At 54.6% G+C, this 21844-nt stretch carries 14 protein-coding genes, 1 CRISPR repeat array and 1 riboswitch (1 of these 16 cut by a window edge); of the genes, 13 read left to right on the forward strand and 1 reads right to left on the reverse strand.

The genetic code is table 11. The features are described from left to right. Positions 1-406: 406 nt before the first annotated feature. Positions 407-1075, reverse strand: coding sequence for a DNA-binding response regulator (locus tag RWM61_RS12985; protein WP_314001399.1), 669 nt, complete (start codon positions 1073-1075; stop codon positions 407-409). A gap of 155 nt (positions 1076-1230) precedes the next feature. On the opposite strand from RWM61_RS12985, the gene bcp reads away from it, so the two are divergent. From bcp to cas2, 13 genes are all read left to right on the forward strand, one after another. Continuing rightward, positions 1231-1728: a thioredoxin-dependent thiol peroxidase gene (bcp, locus tag RWM61_RS12990; protein ID WP_314001401.1), complete on the forward strand. Its 498-nt coding sequence runs from the start codon at positions 1231-1233 to the stop codon at positions 1726-1728. A gap of 55 nt (positions 1729-1783) precedes the next feature. Next, entirely contained in the window at positions 1784-3322 is a 1539-nt protein-coding gene (gene guaA / locus RWM61_RS12995; RefSeq protein WP_314001403.1) for a glutamine-hydrolyzing GMP synthase, read from the forward strand. A 248-nt stretch (positions 3323-3570) separates the two neighbouring features. Continuing rightward, positions 3571-4587, forward strand: coding sequence for an HD domain-containing phosphohydrolase (locus RWM61_RS13000; RefSeq protein ID WP_314001405.1), 1017 nt, complete (start codon positions 3571-3573; stop codon positions 4585-4587). A 36-nt stretch (positions 4588-4623) separates the two neighbouring features. Next, positions 4624-5319 (forward strand): Crp/Fnr family transcriptional regulator, encoded by a 696-nt coding sequence (locus RWM61_RS13005; RefSeq protein WP_314001407.1) that lies wholly within the window; start codon positions 4624-4626, stop codon positions 5317-5319. A gap of 165 nt (positions 5320-5484) precedes the next feature. Continuing rightward, a riboswitch (purine riboswitch) is annotated at positions 5485-5585 on the forward strand. Between the two features lie 115 nt (positions 5586-5700). Then, positions 5701-7095 carry an NCS2 family permease gene (locus tag RWM61_RS13010; protein WP_314001409.1) on the forward strand — a complete coding sequence of 465 codons (1395 nt, stop codon included), beginning with the start codon at positions 5701-5703 and terminating at the stop codon, positions 7093-7095. Positions 7096-7766: 671 nt separating this feature from the next. Beyond that, the gene (locus RWM61_RS13015) at positions 7767-9836 is read left to right on the forward strand and encodes a PBP1A family penicillin-binding protein (RefSeq protein WP_314001411.1); all 2070 of its coding nucleotides are present in this window, start codon (positions 7767-7769) and stop codon (positions 9834-9836) included. Positions 9837-10317: 481 nt separating this feature from the next. After that, entirely contained in the window at positions 10318-10998 is a 681-nt protein-coding gene (locus tag RWM61_RS13020) for a type I-MYXAN CRISPR-associated protein Cas6/Cmx6 (RefSeq protein ID WP_314001413.1), read from the forward strand. After that, the gene (cas3, locus tag RWM61_RS13025) at positions 10995-13364 is read left to right on the forward strand and encodes a CRISPR-associated helicase Cas3' (RefSeq protein WP_314001415.1); all 2370 of its coding nucleotides are present in this window, start codon (positions 10995-10997) and stop codon (positions 13362-13364) included. Before RWM61_RS13020 ends, cas3 begins: the two co-directional genes overlap by 4 nt. Then, positions 13352-14932 carry a type I-MYXAN CRISPR-associated Cas8a1/Cmx1 gene (gene cas8a1 / locus RWM61_RS13030; RefSeq protein ID WP_314001417.1) on the forward strand — a complete coding sequence of 527 codons (1581 nt, stop codon included), beginning with the start codon at positions 13352-13354 and terminating at the stop codon, positions 14930-14932. The genes cas3 and cas8a1 overlap by 13 nt, the downstream gene beginning before the upstream one ends. 2 nt (positions 14933-14934) lie before the next feature. Beyond that, the gene (locus RWM61_RS13035) at positions 14935-15921 is read left to right on the forward strand and encodes a DevR family CRISPR-associated autoregulator (protein WP_314001419.1); all 987 of its coding nucleotides are present in this window, start codon (positions 14935-14937) and stop codon (positions 15919-15921) included. A gap of 14 nt (positions 15922-15935) precedes the next feature. Next, positions 15936-16649 (forward strand): CRISPR-associated protein Cas5, encoded by a 714-nt coding sequence (cas5, locus tag RWM61_RS13040; RefSeq protein ID WP_314001420.1) that lies wholly within the window; start codon positions 15936-15938, stop codon positions 16647-16649. A gap of 15 nt (positions 16650-16664) precedes the next feature. After that, a complete protein-coding gene (locus tag RWM61_RS13045) occupies positions 16665-18311 on the forward strand; it encodes a type I-MYXAN CRISPR-associated endonuclease Cas4/Cas1 (protein ID WP_314001422.1) in 1647 nt (548 codons plus the stop codon). Between the two features lie 19 nt (positions 18312-18330). Continuing rightward, positions 18331-18621 carry a CRISPR-associated endonuclease Cas2 gene (gene cas2 / locus RWM61_RS13050; protein ID WP_314001424.1) on the forward strand — a complete coding sequence of 97 codons (291 nt, stop codon included), beginning with the start codon at positions 18331-18333 and terminating at the stop codon, positions 18619-18621. A 251-nt stretch (positions 18622-18872) separates the two neighbouring features. Next, a CRISPR array of direct repeats spans positions 18873-21844; the repeat unit is 36 nt; unit sequence CCGAACTTATCTATGACGCCGAAAGGCGTTGAGCAC; it runs 1277 nt beyond the window's last position.

The following is a 21844-nucleotide window of genomic DNA, read 5'->3' on the forward strand; positions in this document are numbered from 1 at the left end:
GGGTGAGTTAGCGGCACGGCGTGCCGCTAACGGATGAAATGCCGAGGTTCGGCGGCTGCAAAGACGCGCTAGCGGCACGGAATGCCGCTAACCGGCGGTCGAAGCGGCCAATGGGGGAGTTAGGAAAGATGAACGTAAAGACAGCCCCGTATTTGCTTAGTATCGTAGGTTAAAATGGATAGTGGGAAACCAACCATTTCAGAGCTACAAAGCAAAAGGAGCTGTTACTTATGCAATTTACCCCAAAGTTCATCGGTTTAGATGTGTCCAAAGAAAAAATTGCGATGGCGGTTGCAGATACAGGAAGCGATGCGCCACGCTACGGGGCACAATAACGTTCATAGCAACGGCACGGCGTGCCGTTAACGTAGGATATGTAGAGGTTCAGCGCCGACAGACAAGCGGGCTACGAGAATAACTTCGCTGCCACCGGTGATAACCGGTAGCTATGAACACGCTGAACTCCTTTGTCGGGGAGCAGCATTCCCTGAGCACACAATTGTTTCAACAACGCCCTGGCATGGCGGTCTTTTATTCCTGCCAGTGCGCATACATCCGAAACGCCGATAGAATCCGGGGAATACGCGGCTAAACGCAGTATTTCCCGTTCCTTTAAAGGCAGATCATCCAAAGTGCCGGATTGGCCGCCGTACCACCGGCCCAGCATCTGCTGAATGAACTGCTGGCATTGCCGAGGCTTGTCTTTTACATCATCAAGTGAAAATCGGATGACCTTCCAGCCGTCGAGAATCAGGTGGTTCTGCCGCATCAGTCCGTCTGCGAAGGTGCGGCGGTCCGCGTCCCGGGCATGCGGCCCGAATCCGTCGATTTCCAAAGCGATCTTATGCGGCGGGCGCAAATACGCGAAGTCAAGAAACCTAATTCCATCTAGAAAGTCGGTCGCTTCATACTCGGCGTGCAGATGCTCGAAATGGCCTACCGCTGGCCACCATACTTTCTTAAGGAACAGCTTTTCCGCAAAATCATGCCTTTCAAGCAGCCTTCGCCTTCGTTCTCCCGCACTTGCGGATATTTGCCGTTCTAACCAAGCGCGAACAATCGTTTCGTACATCATTAACCCCGCCTCCCCGACAATTAAAAATAAAAAAACCGCCCCTCCCCGTCGAAACGGAAAAGAACGGTGTGCTTCACGCGTCTTATGGAACCCATTATAATCCATATTAAATCGAAAGTCACGCACAAAAAAAGGACAGGAGGTTTTTAATCATCATGGAACTCAAGATCGGGGCGAAGGCGCCGGATTTCAAGCTGCCATCGCCCGACGGGGAGATTAAGCTGAGCGATTTCAGGGGGAAGAAGGTCGTGCTTTATTTCTACCCCCACGACATGACGCCCACCTGCACGCAGCAGGCTTGCGATTTCCGGGACGCCCATATGGAGCTGCTTGCAAACGACGCGGTTGTGCTGGGCGTAAGCACGGACGAGCTCGACAAGCACGTGAAATTCCGCGACAAATACGAGCTGCCTTTCCTGCTGCTGTCCGATCCGAAGCACAAAGTATGCGAGAAGTACGGCGTATGGCAGCAAAAAAAGCTGTACGGCCGCGAATACATGGGCATCGTCCGCTCGACGTTCCTGATCGACGAGAAAGGGAAACTCGTGCGCGAATGGCGGAACATTAAACTGAAAGGGCACGTCCAGGCAGTGCTCGATGCGCTGCGCGGCGACGGGGCCGAAGCATCTTCCCCGCCGGCTCCGTTTCCTTGACTCTCGGAAAACCGGTTCAGTATAATTAGCGTTATGAATTAAGGGAGGCCGTGTAATGGACAAGCCAAATGAAATCATTGTCGTCCTCGATTTCGGGGGGCAATACAATCAATTGATCGCGCGACGCATCCGCGATCTCGGCGTATACAGCGAGCTGCTGCCGTACAATACGCCGATCGAGAAGCTGCGCGAGCTTCAGCCGAAAGGGATCGTTTTCTCGGGCGGTCCCGCCAGCGTGTACGAGGAAAACTCGCCGCTGCTCGATCCGGCCGTTTACGACCTGGGCGTGCCGATCCTCGGCATCTGCTACGGCATGCAGCTGATGAGCCATCAGCTGAACGGCAAGGTGCAGCGCGCCGGCAAGCGCGAATACGGCAAGGCGGAGGTCGATTTCCAGGAGAACTGCCAGCTGGTGCTCGGACTTGAGAAGCGGCAGACCGTCTGGATGAGCCACAGCGACCTCGTCGTGGAGCCGCCGGCCGGCTTCCGGGTCGATGCCAGCACGGCGCATGCCCCCGTTGCGGCAATGAGCCATCCGGAGAAAAAGTTTTATGCCGTCCAGTTCCATCCGGAGGTGCGGCATTCCGTCTTCGGCATCGACATGATTCGCAATTTCCTGTACACGATATGCGGCTGCGAAGGGCAATGGTCGATGACCACGTTCATCGACGATACGGTCCGCGACATCCGCGAGCAGGTGGGCGGCAAAAAGGTGCTCTGCGCGCTGTCCGGCGGCGTCGATTCCTCTGTGGTGGCGATTCTGCTCCACAAGGCGATCGGCGATCAGCTTACCTGCATGTTCATCGACCACGGCCTTCTGCGCAAAGGCGAAGCGGAGAGCGTCATGGAGACGTTCGTCGGCAAATTCGATATGAAGGTGCTCAAGATCGACGCGAGCGAGCGGTTCCTCGGCAAGCTGAAGGGCGTGGAGGATCCGGAGCAAAAGCGGAAGATCATCGGCAACGAATTTATTTACGTGTTCCAGGAGGAATCGGGCAAGCTGGACGACTTCGAATTCCTCGCCCAAGGAACACTCTACACGGACATCGTCGAGAGCGGCACCGCGACGGCGCAGACGATCAAGTCGCATCACAACGTCGGCGGCCTGCCCGAGGATATCAAGTTCAAGCTGGTCGAGCCGCTCAAGGCGCTGTTCAAGGACGAAGTGCGCAAGGTCGGGGAAGAGTGCGGCCTGCCGGCCGCCATCGTATGGCGGCAGCCGTTCCCGGGCCCTGGCCTCGCGATCCGCGTGCTCGGCGAGGTGACGGAAGAGAAGCTGACGATCGTGCGCGAATCGGACGCCATCCTGCGCGAGGAGATTGCATATGCCGGTCTTGAACGCGAGATCTGGCAGTATTTCACGGCGCTGCCGAATATGAAGAGCGTCGGCGTCATGGGCGATGCCCGGACGTATTCGTACACGGTCGGCATCCGCGCCGTCACGTCGATCGACGGCATGACGGCGGACTGGGCGCGCATTCCGTACGAAGTGCTGGAGCGCATCTCGAACCGGATCGTCAATGAAGTCGATAACGTGAACCGGGTCGTCTACGACATTACGTCGAAGCCGCCGGCGACGATTGAATGGGAATAACGAACGAACGCATGACCGACAAGCCTCCGGCTGCCGTAAATACGGCGCCGGGGGCTTTTTGCATGCCGATCGCAGCCGAGCGAGCCGGCCGGCGCAGCTTTTTACCAAACGGAAGTTTTATGGAATCAGCCATCAAGCCCCGGCAATATTTGTGCGTTTTTGTAATTGCGATTACAGAAATGGGCGGAAAGTCCGTGTTAATATAGGCTTAATGACTTATACAAGCAAACTATTGGAGTGATTTTCAAGTGATTTTGGTACCGACCGGCAGCTTGCAAGAGGGGGATCGACTCGGGCAGCATGTATATAGATCGGACGGCAGGCTTGTGCTTTCGCGCGGCGCCGTTCTCACGGCCAACCTTATCTCGGGTCTCATCCGCATGAACATCGACAGCGTCTACATCGACAACGTGCGGGACAACGAAGCGGTTCCCGCCAGCTTGATGGACAGCGGGCTGCTGCGCGCGGCGGCGATCGATGTCGTCCGCGCCGTATTCACGGAGGTGGCCGGCACCGGCAGCTTTCACAGCAGGCCGGTCATCCGCCTGGCCGACGACATGCTGCGCGCGCTCGCCAAGGAGGGCGACGTCAAGCTGCAAATGAAGGAGCTTCGCACGGAAGGCAGCTATCTGCATGCGCACAGCACAAACGTGTGTGTGCTTTCGATCATGACGGCCATGGCGCTCGGTTATACCGAGCAGCATCTGCGCACGGTGGCGATCGGCGCGCTGCTGCACGACATCGGGTACGTCGCGGCGCAAGCCGTCGATGCGCGGACGGATCATCCGCGCATCGGCTTTGATCTGGTCCGCCGGCACCCCGACCTGCCGCTGCTGGCGGCCCACGTGGTGCTGCAGCACCATGAGCAGTTGAACGGCGGCGGATTTCCGCTGGGCATCCGCGGGGAAGCGCTGCGGCAATCGGCGCAGATCGTTGCCATCGCCAACGATTTCGACCACTTTGTGAATGAAATCGGGCAAAACCGGCTTCCCCATGAAGGAATTGAATACGTCATGTCGAAAGTAGATGTATCCTACGAAATCGCCGTTGTCCGGGCGTTCGTCCAAAGTGTTGCCCCATATCCGATCGGCACGGTCGTACGCCTGTCGAACGGCATGATCGGAACGGTAAGCGAATTGCACAAGGGGCATCCGTCCCGTCCCGTCATCGTGACGAAAGATCAGGGGCTGCGCTTCGACCTTCTTCATTTTCAAACCGATTTCATTGAAGAGGTCATTCTGGACCCAAGAGTGCTGGCCGGCTGACACCGGACGGAATGGCTCTGAAGAGGAGAGAAAAGCGTGTCGATCGATGCCGCCCGTCTGCGGGCGACGATCCCCTTTTTCAAGGAGATCGCTCCGGACGTTCTGGATCATATTATTCCTTTCATGTACGAGAAAACGTTCAAAAAAGGCTCGATCATCTTCTTTGAGGGTGACGAGGGCGACGAGATCTTTTTCATCCGGTCGGGCGCCGTGAACATTCACAGCTTCGACGGGGTGAAGAAGGTCATTCTCGCTTTTCTGCAGGAGGGCGACTACTTCGGCGAGATGGCCTTGATCAAGCCCGGCCTCTACCGCTCGGCCACCGCGGAAACGACGCAGTTGACCAGGCTGTATACACTGCGCCGCAACGATTTCGAGAAGCTGATCATGGACAACCCGACGCTCGCTTTCCATCTTCTGGGCGACACCATGGAGCGGCTGCGGAGGGCGAACCAGCAAATTTACGATCTCACCTTTCTCAACGTGCGGACGCGCATCGTTAAAAGGCTTATCCGGCTGTCGGAGGAATTTGGCGCAACGACCCCCCAAGGAGTCCGGATCGAGCTGAAAATCACGCACCAGCAAATGGCCGAGATGGTCGGCGCGGTGCGGGAGACGGTCACCAAAGTGCTGCTGGAACTGCAGGAGTCGGGATTGATCCGTATCCGGGATAAAAAGATTTTGCTTCCCGATCCGGACCTGCTGGAGCGCAAGCTGCGCGAAGAAAACTGAACGATCGGAACCGACAGATCCCGAGTGGGCCGCGGTGGCGGACATCCGGGGTTTTACTTTTTTGACTGCTAACGTAAAATCCGAACAAAACATCGGTCAGAATTCGACATTATTCGGAAAATTGCATTGACAAACGCGGCGCACACTTTTAGAATGAGTTTTGGAAAAAATAACAGCATATCTTTTCGTATAATCTCAAGAATCGGCTTGAGAGTCTCTACGAGGTCACCGTAAATGATCTGTCTACGAAGAGCGGGAAAAGCGACCGGCAAACCGGCACCGGGAATACTTTTCCTGTTTTGCGCAGAACCTAGGAGAGATGGCAATGGCTCCTCGGGTTCTTTTTTGTTCCAATACATTTTCTGGGAGGCGCATGGAAAAATGGATCGTTTCTTTCGCTTGAAAGAACTCGGAACAAATGCAAGAACGGAAATTATGGCAGGCTTGACGACTTTCATGACGATGGCTTATATATTGGCCGTCAACCCGGGCATTCTCAGCACGGCCGGACTCGACTTTTATTCGGTATTTCTGGCGACGGCGCTGGCCGCGGGCATTTTTACGATCGCGATGGGCCTGTTCGTCAACTTTCCGGTCGCGCTCGCGCCGGGCATGGGCCTCAACGCTTTCTTCGCGTCCACGGTTCTGGCGTCGGCCGCTACCGACACGCCGATCTCGCCGGCCATGGGCCTGACGGCGGTATTTATCTCGGGTATTATTTTCATCATTCTTACCGTGACGCAAATCCGGCAGCTGCTGCTCGTCGCCGTGCCGGACAGCCTGAAGCATGCGATTACGGTCGGCATCGGGCTTTTCATCGCGATCATCGGCTTGAAAAACAGCGGGCTGCTGACCGTCGCGGTGCAGCCTGTGAACGACGTTCCGGCCGGGCAATTCACGAACCTGCTCGGGTTCGAGTCGGTGTTTCATATCGGCAGCCTTGAGGTTCCGGGCGTATGGCTCACCGTAATCGGGCTGTTCCTGATCGCCATCCTGATGGTGATGCGCGTGCCCGGCGCCATTCTGATCGGCATGGTGCTGATCACGATCCTCGCGATCATCGTCGGCGAGGTTGACCCGGCGAAGGCGCTGCAAGGACAGACGTGGACGCCGAACTTCAGTGAGCTGAACTTCTGGTATTTCGATTTTGCGGGGGTTATCGAGGTCGGCCTGATTTCCGTCATCCTGACCTTCACGTTCGTCGAGCTGTTCGATACGTTCGGCACGCTCGTCGGCACCGCGAACCGCGCGGGCGTTATGAAAAACCCCGAGGAAGGCCGCAAAAAGGTCGGCAAGGCGATGTTCGTCGACGCGGTTGCGGTCAGCGGCGGCGCGGTGCTCGGCACGAGTACGGTCACCGCTTTCGTGGAGAGCTCCGCGGGCATCGCGCAGGGCGGCCGTTCCGGATTGACCGCGGTCACGACCGGCGTCTGCTTCCTGCTCGCCTTGTTCCTGGCGCCGCTCGTCGCGCTCGTTCCGAGCGCGGCCACGTCCGCGGCGCTGATCATCGTCGGCGTGCTGATGATGCAATCCGTCAAGGAAATCGACTTCTCGGATTTGGTATACGCGGTTCCGGCGTTCCTGACGATCACGTTCATGCCGTTCACGTACAACATCGCCAACGGCATTTCGTTCGGCATCGTGTCGTACGTCGTGCTTGCCTCCGTGGCCAACCTGTCCGGCAAAACCGGGAAAGGCAAGTACACGGTGCACTGGCTCATGTGGGTGCTCGCGATTCTTATCGTCGCGCGGTACGTGTTCATGGGCGCGGCTTGATTTTTGAAAGTTGGACTGAACGAAAACATCCCGTAAGCGGTCGCAGCCGCTTTCGGGATGTTTTTTTGTGTGCAATGTGGCGGTTCTCCGTAGTGTTCGGTGCCGTCGCCCGCGCTGTAGCCTGCACAACGTCGCTTATTTTGCCGAGATGGTGCGGCCGCCATGATTTAACCTGCGCAACGTCGCTTATTTTGCCGAGATGGTGCGGCCGTCATGTTTTAGCCTGCGCAACGTCGCTTATTTTATGGAGATGGTGCGGCCGCCATGATTTAGCCTGCACAACGTCGCTTATTTTGCCGAGGTGGTGCGGCCGTCATGATTTAACCTGCGCAACGTCGCTTATTTTGCCGAGGTGGTGCGGCCGCCATGATTTAGCCTGCGCAACGTCGCTTATTTGCCGAAGGCGGCGCAGCCACCGTATCCCAATCTGCATGATGTTGCCGAATGGCTAATTGGGCACCCTCGTCGGATCCCGCCTTCAGCTCGCTGGCGATCCGCGTTGCACGCTAAGCTTCGTTTAGCCGTTCGGGGAGACGTGTAATGAAGTAAGCAGCCGGGTATTTGGCGCAGACCGGTCGGAAACAGCCGGCCCGCCTCGAATGCTATAAGCAAAAGAGAAACTGCGGGGGTTTGGATAACTCATTGCAGCGTAAGCCTTAGGGGGAGAGCGCATGCGTTCATGGAGATTTTGGCGGAATTTTTCGTTGGTGCTCGTTGCGACTGTGTCGGCCGTTTTTCTGGGGGGAGCGGTATGGGTATCGGGGCAAAACATCGACAAGCTCGCGGAGCCGCTGCCTGAGCCGACGATCATCTATGACCGCTACGGCCAGCCGGCTTCCAAGCTGCGGAGTTCAAAGGTCGTGCCGGTCAAGCTTGCGGACGTTGCCGAGCCGATGAAGCAGGCGATCGTCGCGGTGGAAGACAAGCGCTTTTACAACCACCGGGGCGTCGACGTCGGTGCCTTGGCCCGCGCCATGTGGCGCAACGCAACGGCGGGAGGCGTCGTGGAAGGCGGCAGCACGATTACACAGCAGCTTGCCAAGAACGGCTTGCTCTCGCCGGAACGCAGCCTAAAGCGCAAGCTTCGGGAAGCGGCGGTCGCGATCAAGATCGAATCCGAATATGAGAAGGACGAAATATTGGAAATGTACCTGAACCGGATTTACTTCGGGGAGGGCAGCTGGGGCATTCAGGCGGCGGCAAGCACCTATTTCGGCAAAAAAGCATCCCAGCTCACCGTGGCGGAATCGGCTCTTCTGGCCGCGCTGCCGAAGGCGCCCAGCCGCTACACTCCGTTCCGCAATCCGGAGGGGGCGGCTGAGCGGCGCAATGTGGTGCTCGAATTGATGAAGGAGCAAGGGTATCTGACGGATGAAGCGTATGCGAAAGCGGTGCTTGAGCCGATTCGTTTGAATCGGGTCAAGGGGAATGATCCGCTTGTCGGCCAGTACGGATCCTACATCGATTATGTGATTGAAGAGGCAGTTAACGTTTACGGCATCCCGGAAACGGAGCTGATGGGCGGCGGGCTGCGGATTTATACCGGTCTTGATCCGAAGGCGCAGCAGGCGGCGGAGGCGGTTTTCGCCGATGCCACCAAATTTCCGCCGACCGGCAAGGACGGCGTGCCGGTGCAAAGCGGGGCGGTGCTGACCGATCCGTCCAACGGCGCCATACGGGGCATGGTCGGCGGGCGCGGCGACCAGGACTCGCGCGGGCTCAACCGTGCGGTGTCGATCCGGCGGCAGCCGGGCTCGGCGTTCAAGCCGATTGCGGTATATGGGCCCGCCCTCGACAGCGGCTATGCCGCCGAATCGACGCTGTATGACGGGGAGCTCGACATCGGCGGCTACCGCCCGACCAATGCGGGCGGGACATCGCGCGGGCAGGTTACGCTGCGCGAGGCTTTGATCCGTTCCTACAATGTGCCGGCCGTATGGCTGCTGAACGAAATCGGGGTAAGCAAAGGCTGGAAAATGGCGGAACGGTCCGGTTTCGAGGTGACGGAGGACGACAGGAATTTAAGCCTGGCGCTTGGCGGGCTTTATAAGGGCGTCTCGCCGCTCCAGATGGCTCAAGCTTATGGAGCATTCGCGAACGGCGGCGTGATGCGCCAGGCTCATGCGATTACGGTCATCAAGTCGAAGGACGGGAATGTGCTGGCGAAGGCGGAGCCGGTTGAGACGAAGCTGGTCAGTCCGCAGACGGCTTATTCCTTGACGCTGCTGCTGGAGGAGGTTATCGAGCGGGGAACGGGCAAGCGTGCGGCGCTCGGCCGCCCGGTTGCGGGCAAAACGGGAACGACGCAGCTGCCGGATACGAAGCAGTATGCAGGAAAAGAGGGGACGCTCGATGCCTGGTTCGTCGGCTATACGCCGCAGTTGGCGGCGGCCGTATGGGTCGGCTACGACAAGCCCGACGCGGAGCATGTAATGGCGGCCTCCGGCGGCAGCTCCCCCGCCGCGGTGTTCCAGGCGATCATGAGCCGGGCGTTGGAGGGTGTGCCGGCCGCGGCGTTCGAGGCGCCTCCGGGATGGAAAGGGCCGGCGGCGGTCGCTCCCGCTCCCAGGGTGAAGAAGGACAGCGTGTGGAGGGCGGACCGCGGCGAATGGCGCGAGCGGGATTCGGGCGACGTCGATGATGATGATGATGATGATGACGAGCGGAAAGAGGATCGGAAGAAGCGGGGGAAGGAAGGGAGGGGTAAGAAGGAGCGGGATGAGGAAGAGGACGATGATTGAGGATTGAAACAAAAGCCATAAGCGTTAATAGGCCGTAGTCGTCATACAGGCCCGTTGCTCCGCAATGAGATGCAAAGATTTGCAGCATCATTGCGGGGAACGGGTCTGTTTGTTGTGTAAGCCTTGAACGCAGTTTTAAAATCGAACACTTATTCTCTGACAGAGAGGTGTCAGTTACAGTATGTAAAATTGAAGAGGGAATAGAAGTCGTTGTGCAGGAACGACCGCCGGTGGCGTCACTGCAAACTCGAACCATCAGTGAGCATCTGAATAAGTATTTGTGCTCAACGCTCCCGGCGGCAGTCTTCAACTATATTACCAAAAAAGACATAGAATACAATGGTCACTGGTGTGTATGCCCAAGAACTTTAGAGATGGAAATTTTTGTTGACAAATGTACTTATCTGTTGTACGATTCATTTGAGCAGATGTTTTTATAAGTGAACATATATATAATTATTTCATTAGAAGGAGTGATTCAATGATGATTGTTGGTTCTCCTGAGTCGTTGGTACGATTGCGATTTCCTCTTGTAGGCAACGGACGCTTACCATTCGATTATAACGAGACGTTGTTCGCCGGCTTGTCTCGTATCAACCGGTTTATTCATGACAACACAGATTTGCGTGTTTCTCCCTTGGTCGGCGTTACGGCTTTTGGCAACGAGCTGCTTCTTTCCGATCCGATCAGCAGCGTATTCTACATCCAAACACCTATACCCCATATAGCGACGCTACTCAAAATTTCAGGTAAATCCATCACACTTCTAGATAATCACTTCCGTATCGGTATCCCGCAAATCGAATCGCTTGTCCCGTCGTCCATCTTGATTGCTCGAATGGTTACCGTCCGCGGCAAAGAGACCGAGGAGCAAATCAGCGAATACATACAACAAGAATTGTCCCGGCGATTTGAAGCAAGAGTTGGACATGATTACAATCTTCATATTTTGCGTCGGCGTATTTTATCGATTCACGGTAAAAGGATTTATGGATTTGGTGTGGCGATTACCGATATTGCGTCAGACCAGTTGTCACTTAATATTCAGGCCAATCCGCCAGCATTCTCGAGAGCAAAATATGGCTGTGGCTTTTTTCACCCGGGATATTTTGATGAGCAAGACCGCGAGTCTGTGCCTGCCATGACAGAGGCGCGGTCATGAACCAGCGTATTTTGGCCAAGGGAGTTTCGAAAGAGCGGCCCGTCCCTGCATATGCGACAATGGCCGGACACGCGGCGAATGTGGCGGACGCCGGCGATAAGCTGGCGCGATGGCTGGGTAGAGGCGCACTTCAGCATCTCGGACTTGTCGGCAGGGAGTCGGACCTCCGGACAGTTCTCCGCTGGTTCGGCTGGACTCACGATTGGGGCAAGGCGGGCAATCAGTACCAGCAAATGCTGCACGGCGGCAATCCGCTGCAGTTGATGCGGCATGAAGTGGTATCGGCGCTTATGCTTTGCCATCACCCCGTATTGTGTAGATTAACGGAGACTTTGGGTGAAGAACTGGTGAATGTCCTTCTATGCACTGTGCTCGGGCACCACCGGAAATTCCCGGCTCCTTTCGGATCCCATGATATTCGGGAAAGGGAAGAATTGATCGTTAACATCAACCATCCCGATTTCGGGGATTTATTGTCCACCATGTGCAGAGAACTTGGAGTGAGCGAACCATCGGATAGACTCGAATCGTTCACGATAATAAAGAGTTATGTGGCACAAGGACAAACCGAGTTTTGGCGGGCCGACGATAAACTCAGACGATTAAAAGATGGGCTGATTGATTGGTCGGAGGAAAGTAATAGCGACGAACAGATTCGGTTTACAGCTCTGTGCAAGGCATTTGCGATCACGGCGGACGTGGCGGGCAGCGCGTTGCCTGAGCCGGATAAGCGCACTCATTCGATTCGCTCCGCTTCAGAGACAGGCATAACTTCGGATGATATGAAAGAATTAATCGAAAGATGGGCAAAGAACAGGGAGATTCCCACTCCGTTCAGGCCGCGTGAATTTCAAAGGCGGGTTGCGGAATCGGAATTTCGTTTGACGCTTGTCGAAGCCGGCTGCGGTTCGGGGAAAAGTGTAGCTGCCTATATGTGGGCGCAGCGGTGGGCTGAGCGATTCAAGGCGGATGGCCTTTCGCCGCCGCACTTCTTCTTCTGCATGCCGACGATGGGTACGGCAACCGAGCAGTTTCGAGATTACGCGATGGAAGCCGACGTCGATGCGGTTCTGGAACATTCCAAAGCCGGGCTGGATCTGGATTCCATGCGTGAAGCATTGACTTTAGAGGAAGACGAGAGCATCAAGGAGCAATTCTTCCGGCAACAAGAGACGATCGATGCATTCCGGCTATGGACAGCGCCGATGACGGTTTGTACCGCCGACACAGTGCTCGGCAGTATGGTAAACGCTCGCAAATCGCTTTATCATTTTCCGGTCGTCGCTAACGGCATTATCGTATTCGATGAGATTCATGCCATGGACAACCGGATGTTCCGCCATTTGCTCGCTTTCCTTAGGTACTTGCCGAATCTTCCTGTGCTGCTGATGACAGCTTCACTGTCGGAGCGCCGCAAGAAAATGCTAATGGAGGCAAGACGAGAGCCAATGTCCGTCATCTCCGATCGTGAATCCCGACAAGCCGAGGTGCCGCGTTATTTGCTGCATCGGATTGAAGACACGGCAGCGCTTAATGAGTCAATCGCGCAAACAGTCCGGGCAGGCGGTAATGTGCTATGGGTTTGCAACCAAGTAGAGCGTGCGGGAGAAACCTATAGTTGTATGCATAAGCGATTTGAGCAGGAAGGTGTACGGGTGTTTGTGTATCATTCACGTTTCCGCTACGGTGACCGGAGTAAACTGCATCGAAGAGTGGTCGACAGCTTCAAGGACGGCAAAGGTCCCGTGATCTTGATCGCAACGCAAGTTGCCGAGATGTCACTTGATCTTTCTGCAGATCTGCTTGTTACGGATTTGGCACCGATTCCTGCCCTCATTCAGCGACTGGGTCGCCTCAACCGACACGCATTGCCCGACGGACCGAAGCCGGCTTATATTATGGAGCCTGATGGTTCATTACCGTATGAACCTAAAGAACTTGAACTAACTGAGGAATGGATGGCTGCATTGCAAGCGGAAGGGCGGCCGCTGTCGCAGTTGGATTTGGCACAATACTTTGAACGTCTGGACAGCGGTGCGGAGCAGAACCCGAGGAAAGAGTGGAGGGAGGCGTTCAACGATGCGGTGTTTTTCTCCGGCATATGGGAGACTCCGGTTTCACCTTTGAGAGAGTCCGGCCAAACGGTATCTATTATTCTGGACAATGATTTGAAGTCGTTCCAGGCAGAGCACGGGGAGGGACCAGGCAGCGATTGGGTTGGGAAGTATGAAGTTCCCATACTGCTGAAGAATGAGGTGTTCGGCTGGAAACGAATTGCGGGCAGACCAGTCGCACCGGCGGATCGCATCAAATATGACTATGACGAGTTGACGGGAAGGGGGATAGGAGCAAAATGGGTCGACTAGTGTACAGGTTGGACAATCCGGCTTATACGATTTATCACCGGGCGGCGCTTGGTGGGCTTGCATCCACTGTTCGTGCATGGAGCAAGGAGGGGGATGGCGAAGAACTGGCTGATAAGGGTATCCACGGGCAATACGATGAGATGAGCGTGACACTGGAGTGGGGTGACGCAATGGAAGGTACGGAAGCGCTGAGACAAGTGCTTCAAGCTTCTTTTCGGGTGACCGAGAACAAACTGATTGACTTGCCGGGTCATGGGATTCCTTCAAATCGGCATGCGGAGCGTGTGGCAGTGCACAATGCCATTCTGGGCACATTTCTTCAACATCACACAACACGAAGTGTCAATAAAGACATAGCTTTCATCAATATTGCGAATGCGGATCAGGAAGACCGGCCGCCGATTCTGATTTCGTACAAGCCCGTCAATAATTTCGCTCATCAGAGTGCGAAGGGAATGGAACTGCTTGACAAGAAGGGAGGTTCTTTACCGAAGACAGCGAAGATTCCTCAATACGTCGTACCGGGCGCGATGTCAGGTTCGGTATCCTTGGAAGCGCCAGGGGACGAAGCGTTTCTGCTGTTGTACTTGATCGTAGGCTGCCCGCTTTATCTGGTACGGTCGGACTCTTGGAAGGAGAAAGTGCAATTCGGCATCCTGGTTCCTGATGTAAGTAACCTGAAACAGTTCGTTCGACGGGTGCATAGGGATCATGATCAGGCAACTATGATTGAGAGAAGTGACTTATTCGGATATGACAACCGGATTGTGGGCGGAGCGGAGGAGGCAGCGGTTCATTTTTTGGTCGATAGAACCGTGGGAGATCGAATCGATAAGGATTTCATGGGTGTGCGCGGTTTTCAGACAGTTGCGATGGGTAAAGTGGCATGGGACGGCAATCAGAATAACCGAAGTTCCATGCGCGCCATCCGGCTTCATTACGATGAGATAGACATTTACCGGGCCGCCGCCGGCTCCAGGTTGAATGAGAAACGCAAGATACCGTTGAAAACAGGGGATACGTTCGTTAAACCGGCAACGCGTTTTCCGGCGTTGATTGCGGCCAATCTGGCGGCGGACAGGCATTGGTGCGACGGCCTGAAGGAGTGGATCGGCGAGCAGAGCGAATTCAGGCAGCTGAAATATATGAGGGAGGGATTGGTCCGGATGAAGAATGCCATTCACAACGAGCAAGACAAGGCTATTGTAGAAGCGTTCCATGAAGGATTAAAGAGAATGTATGGGCAAAAAGGCGATCGGGCCAGGAAGGAGGGGACAAGTTTCGCTCGGTTGACGGAAGTGGAATTGGAACGTATCCGCAACACGATACTTCGGATGAAAACGATGGAGTTGTTATTTGGGTGGTTTGTACAGTTTTGCTCGACAGGATCCGGAGGAAAGGGGATTACCGCTTTCGGTAAACACCGGGAACTGCTCCTTTCCTTTTTTAACGAACCGCGCAATCATGCCCGTCTGCAAAATTTATGTCTATTCGCCATGTTGAGCTATGAAGGCGCAGACAAGAATGAATTGCCCGAAGCCCAAAATTCAATTGGAGGAGTGCGATAATCATGCCAACTTATTACCTGTACGGAACGGTGTTGACCGGGGAAGCTGTTGCGGCCAACAATCGAGGGGACAACATGGGTAACACGACGACTTTGCAAAAAGTTTTTCAGGAAGATGATCTGCATACCAGCGTATCAGCGGAGGCGATCCGGTTCGCCATCCGATACCGGTTCCAGCTTGAAGGGCTGATGGTCAACCGCAGCTTCGAATCATCGGAGGGGAAGTTGTTTTATGAGGATGAGAAGCGGGCTTATTGGAGCGGCGGGCAACAAGTATATATTGACGATGATTTGATGGGATTCATGGATGCGGCAGCTGCGAAAGTCGAACAGGAGACGGAAGCGGAGTCGGTTGCGGAGGATGCCTCGGAAGGGAACGGTGACAAGGCGAGACCGAAAGGCGGCAGAGCCAAAGGCAAAACGACCCGCAGACAGAGCCCGCTTGCGGTAGGCCGGGCTGTATCGCTGCGGCCTTACCGTGGTGAACTGTCGTTCAATGCCGTCAGCGGGGAAAAGGAGAAAGGGAAACTTTCCCTGTACAGCGCGGAAATGCACACCACGGAGTATCAATATTCATTCGGCCTGAACCTCGGCGATGTGCGCGTGAAAGAGCATATTGCCCATTTGATGGATGCTATCGCGGATATGCCGCCCGTGGCGGGCAATCATGCACGGTTCGCGTACGACTTCTCGCCGGCTTCCATAGTACTGAGGGTCACCTCGGCTCATTCATCTAAAATACAGAATTGCTTCCGGCATGATGAGGAAACGCGAGGCTATCATGTCGGAAGGCTGACGCGACGTGTAGAGACCGGCGACATTCCGGCGTCCGAGTTGATTGTCGGAGGCGAAATCGCTGATACGTATGAAGGAAATCGACTAAAGGAACTCGGCGTCTTCGTGAGCGGCGGTGTGGATCAAGCAATTGCAGAAGCGAAGCGGCGAATTGCCGAGTCGGATGAGCAGTTCGCCGTATTGCGGCAGGCGTAGGGAGGCGGCGCGGGTTGATTGCCTTATATATTGAATCACCTTACGGAGAGTTCCGCAAATCGTATGCCCGTTCATTTGCCGAATCCTATGTGCTTCCGCCGCCTTCAACGGTGTATGGTATGTTGCTGTCCGCGGTCGGTGAACGTTTCCGCAGCGCCCATGAGGGGGTCAGGCTCGCCTTCGCTTTCCGCCGCATGCCGCGCGTTGCGACAACGCTTCGCAAGATGAGCCGTCTCAAGTATGGCGTCGCGAGCAAACAAGCTACACTCGGCAACGCGCCGGAGTACATTGAGACTCTGTGCAATATTGAGATGATTTGCTGGGTTGATTCGTCGGGCGAGAAGGCGGAGATTTCACTTGAGCGACGTCTAATGGAAGCGATCGGGCATCCAGACAGTGTTGAACGGTATGGACTTGTAAGTCTCGGCCTGAGCGATGACCTTGTCAACGAGCTTAGTCTGTTGACTTACAGGGAAGATGCGTGGTATCGGCTGGTGTCCGATTCAGCCGGTCAGCCGGCGAATTCCGGCAGACTCGGAGACGAAGGGGGAGCATGGTCTTTGTGGTATCGGCTTATACCGGATTCCCAAGGGTCGCTGGAGCTGCCTGTTTGGGTCGATCATCTCGGAAGCGCAGGCACGCGCAGGCAGCGATTCGAGCTCGACGCATCGTCGACTTCGGTTGAGAAAGGGCCTGGCACTGCCGAATGGCCCTGGATTACGATTTAGAGGGGCTGGGACGCTATGTCCAATGAATACGCATTGGAGAAGCAGCCGCTGATTCGCGTTATGGCGCTGCACGCTTTGGCCTATTGCGAAAGGCTGTTCTATCTGGAAGAAGTCGAGGAAATTCGTGTGGCCGACACCCGCGTATATGACGGGAGGCGATTTCATGAAACGATTCCCGACTACTCCGGTTTGGAGCACTATACGATTGAGAGCGAAAGCTTGGGTCTTTATGGCAAGGTTGATACGATTCGTACGGCTGGAGGCAAGCTGCTTCCATATGAGTATAAGAAAGGCCGCTGCCGTTCGGATGATGGAACGTATCGCGCCTGGCCTTCCGACGAATTGCAGCTCGGCGCTTACATGATGCTTGTGGAAGAATTCACCGGGCAGCCCATTAACGAAGGTCGCGTTTATTACGCGGCTGACCATCGTACGGTAGAGATCGTCCTGTCGGACGATCTCCGCCGCGAGGTGGTGGACGCGGTCAATCGGGCTCGTATGTTGCGTGTGTCGCCGTATCGACCGAAGGTGTCGGTTAATGAACGGCTATGTCCCAAATGTTCGCTTGCGCCGGTATGTTTGCCGGAAGAGGAGAGGTTGGTCGAAGCGCCGGAGCGTGAAACGCTGCGTCTTTTTCCCGAGGATCGCGAGTCGTTGGATCTCCATGTCGTTGTACCGGGTTCCACTGTTCGCAAGAAAGGCGATATGCTGGTTATTGACAGAAAAGACGCTGAGGAGCAGACGGTTCCCATGCATCAGGTTGGATCAGTGACTATACATGGGGCTTCGCAGGTGACGACCCAGACGCTGCAAGCCTGCGCATATAAGGGGATACATATTCATTGGTTGACCGGAGGCGGGAAATATATCGGGAGTATGGCCAATGCTGCAGGAGCCGTCCAACGCAAATGGCGGCAGTACCGCGGATTGAGTGACCAAGGGAATGCGATGAAGCTGGCAATTGCGCTTGTGACGGCGAAAGTGGAAAGCCAGCTTCGATATATGCTTCGCTTGTCACGGGGATCTGAATTGCGTGGTGAGATGGAAGGTTACCTTCAGACGATAAAAACGATGCTTCGCAAAGCCCATAAGGCCGCATCCACCGACGAGCTGCTCGGTTTTGAAGGCAATTCAGCCCGTGCCTATTTTGCTTGTCTGTCGATTCTTACGCACGCGCAACATGGAGAAGGAATGGCATTCACCAACCGTAGCAAGAGACCGCCCAAGGACGCGCCGAATGCGCTGCTGTCTTTTCTTTATGCGCTGCTCTACAAAGATTGCGTACAGTCCATCCTGACCGTGGGTTTGGATCCCGTCATCGGGTTCTATCATCAGCCCCGTTCCAGCGGCTACCCGCTTGCGCTTGACCTGATGGAGCTGTTCCGGGTAGCGTTGTGTGACATGATCGTGATGGGATCAATCGGACGAAAGCAATGGTCTTTGCAGGAAGATTTTACTTTGGCGGGTGAACATGTTTGGTTGACTGATGAAGGCAAGAAAAAAGCAGTCTCGCTTTATGAGCGCCGCAAGCAGGATAAATGGAAACATCCGGTTATCGGCTATTCCCTTTCCTATGCACGGTTGATTGAGCTTGAGGTCCGGCTGCTTGAGAAAGAATGGTCCGGAAGCCCCGGACTCTTCGCTCTGAATCGGCTGCGTTGATGAAACGGAGGGATCGTTCATGGCGAAGAAGCAATATTATATCGTCTGCTACGATATTCGTGACCCGCGCCGATGGCGGAAATGCTACAAGATTTTGAACGGCTACGGGGAACGATTGCAATATTCCGTCTTCCGCTGCAGTCTGACTGAAAAACAATTGGCCGAGTTGCGCTTCAAGCTGGTCAAGGAGATGGATGCGGTCGATAATCTTTTGATCGCACCGATTCACCCTGAGTATATCAAGAATGTGTTTGTGCTGAATATGCCAGAAGATTGGGATGCGGAGAAAGATCGATTTTTGCTGTTTTAGGTAAATCAAGTACCGGGGTCGTTTTTGCGATATGGTTGAGAAAATGGCCTGAAACCCTTGTCGGACATGACTTTGTCGTTAAAAATCCTTTTGGACATGCTTGAAAGTTTGCCGACCCGCTTGCTGAAAGGCAACAAACGGAAGCGGTCTGGGAAATTGCAGCGATATTTGGTATTCAAGCGATTTGTTCCCAAGGTGCTTGAAAAGACTTGCCGCAAACCCTTTTCTGGCTTATGCTCATTTCAGGTGCTCCGAACTTATCTATGACGCCGAAAGGCGTTGAGCACATTCCATTCCTGATCCACAAATCATATGGGAATCCTGCACCGAACTTATCTATGACGCCGAAAGGCGTTGAGCACTCTGCATTCGATGTGGTTTCAAGTTGGCTGAGTCCCCGAACTTATCTATGACGCCGAAAGGCGTTGAGCACTCGAGTTTAGAGTGACAATTGATGCAAATCGTGTGAGTCCGAACTTATCTATGACGCCGAAAGGCGTTGAGCACATTATGGTGTGAAAGGAAAAACAATCCAAAGTGAAACCGAACTTATCTATGACGCCGAAAGGCGTTGAGCACATCAAAAACGCGAGCACCCCGACAATGGCGATCACCCGAACTTATCTATGACGCCGAAAGGCGTTGAGCACAGGATATGCGCCGGTTCGGCTTAACGTATGCTCTGCCGAACTTATCTATGACGCCGAAAGGCGTTGAGCACATGAAAATCAACGAAGAATTGTTCAGCGCAATTTTGTCCGAACTTATCTATGACGCCGAAAGGCGTTGAGCACGATCGGTACTCATTCCAGCACTGTTCTTATCTCTTGACCGAACTTATCTATGACGCCGAAAGGCGTTGAGCACTGTTGGGTTATGTTACGCCGGCGCTCGCCAGTATGACCCCGAACTTATCTATGACGCCGAAAGGCGTTGAGCACAAGACATCAAGGCGCTCAACAAAAAGGCGGCAAGCGAGTCCGAACTTATCTATGACGCCGAAAGGCGTTGAGCACCTCGGCGCGGCGATCCAGGCGGACGTGCTGGTATGGGCCGAACTTATCTATGACGCCGAAAGGCGTTGAGCACCTGCCTGATTTTGACGGGCAAGACGACTATTGGCACTACCGAACTTATCTATGACGCCGAAAGGCGTTGAGCACTTTTTTGCGCAATTCTCGAATTCGATTCCCGTACCCGAACTTATCTATGACGCCGAAAGGCGTTGAGCACTCTCAATCTGAGTTCAAGGTGTTTTTTCGGACGGCCGAACTTATCTATGACGCCGAAAGGCGTTGAGCACTATTGAAATATTCCTGGGTTCGGCGGCACACCCTCACCGAACTTATCTATGACGCCGAAAGGCGTTGAGCACCACAAACCATTGATGTTTATAGTTTTTAATCCCGCCGAACTTATCTATGACGCCGAAAGGCGTTGAGCACTCGCGGTCCACAAGCCGAGCGACGCGTTCCGGGTCCTCCGAACTTATCTATGACGCCGAAAGGCGTTGAGCACGCCATTAATTTTAAAAATCACGCCGGGATCAAGTGGCCGAACTTATCTATGACGCCGAAAGGCGTTGAGCACCAAATTAACGGTTGGGGAATGGCTCTTATTGCGCTTTCCGAACTTATCTATGACGCCGAAAGGCGTTGAGCACCGGTAATTGCGCGCCTCGTTAACCTTGCTCTCTTCCCGAACTTATCTATGACGCCGAAAGGCGTTGAGCACACAAAATCAAGGCGCTGACGCAGCTCGAGAAGTATCCGAACTTATCTATGACGCCGAAAGGCGTTGAGCACAAATCCAGGTCGGCACCGCTCAGGTTGGCACCGCTCACCGAACTTATCTATGACGCCGAAAGGCGTTGAGCACCCAAACAGGACGATGACCATCACCAGACACATAAGCCCGAACTTATCTATGACGCCGAAAGGCGTTGAGCACGGCCGATCTAACGAATGCCCGCGAGGTCGTGATTGCTTCCGAACTTATCTATGACGCCGAAAGGCGTTGAGCACACAAGTTTTCCGAGTCCATAAAAAAAGGCAAGATGATCCGAACTTATCTATGACGCCGAAAGGCGTTGAGCACTTACAGGCCACCAAGGAGCGCGTGAACGGTTGGAAGCGCCGAACTTATCTATGACGCCGAAAGGCGTTGAGCACTCCTCTGTGAAGAAGGAAGGCGTCTCACCGCGTGTAAACCGAACTTATCTATGACGCCGAAAGGCGTTGAGCACATGTAATTGCTCGGAAAGCCCTGTGCCGCGAACAACTCACCGAACTTATCTATGACGCCGAAAGGCGTTGAGCACTCCGCATGCTGCAGAAATATCTAATTGCATCGGGACCGTCCGAACTTATCTATGACGCCGAAAGGCGTTGAGCACGAAGTGTTAAACGTATCTGTTGACCGCCTGACTATCCGAACTTATCTATGACGCCGAAAGGCGTTGAGCACCAAATTAATGGTTGGGGTTTGGTGGTTCTATCGCTCCGAACTTATCTATGACGCCGAAAGGCGTTGAGCACCCGATCGACGCGGAGAGCTCTTCCAGGCTGATGCCGACCGAACTTATCTATGACGCCGAAAGGCGTTGAGCACCCGTACTGGGGTAAGAATGGCGGTTGGGAAGTCGATACGCCGAACTTATCTATGACGCCGAAAGGCGTTGAGCACCGGTATCCCCGTCGCCTGACTTGCCCGAGTCAGGTAGGGCCGAACTTATCTATGACGCCGAAAGGCGTTGAGCACGGCGTAGGCTACGACGATACGTATATGTGTGACACCGAACTTATCTATGACGCCGAAAGGCGTTGAGCACTTAAAAATGTCGGCGACGTGCTCGATGTCCAGCTGCCGAACTTATCTATGACGCCGAAAGGCGTTGAGCACGAAGTACTTCGATTCCCCGATGGCAATGGAACAATTCCGAACTTATCTATGACGCCGAAAGGCGTTGAGCACACAGCAGCGCGCGCCGTAACGTCCATGAACACAAGGTCTCCGAACTTATCTATGACGCCGAAAGGCGTTGAGCACAGAAATACAAGAAGGTTATGAAAAATCGAAGGAAGCCGAACTTATCTATGACGCCGAAAGGCGTTGAGCACTGCCGGATGCCGCCCTGGGCATCGGGTTCGCGGAAAAGCCGAACTTATCTATGACGCCGAAAGGCGTTGAGCACGGGTTTATTATTTAACGACGGGGAAAGCGA

It is taken from the genome of uncultured Paenibacillus sp. (assembly GCF_963515335.1).
Lineage (GTDB): Bacteria > Bacillota > Bacilli > Paenibacillales > Paenibacillaceae > Paenibacillus_I.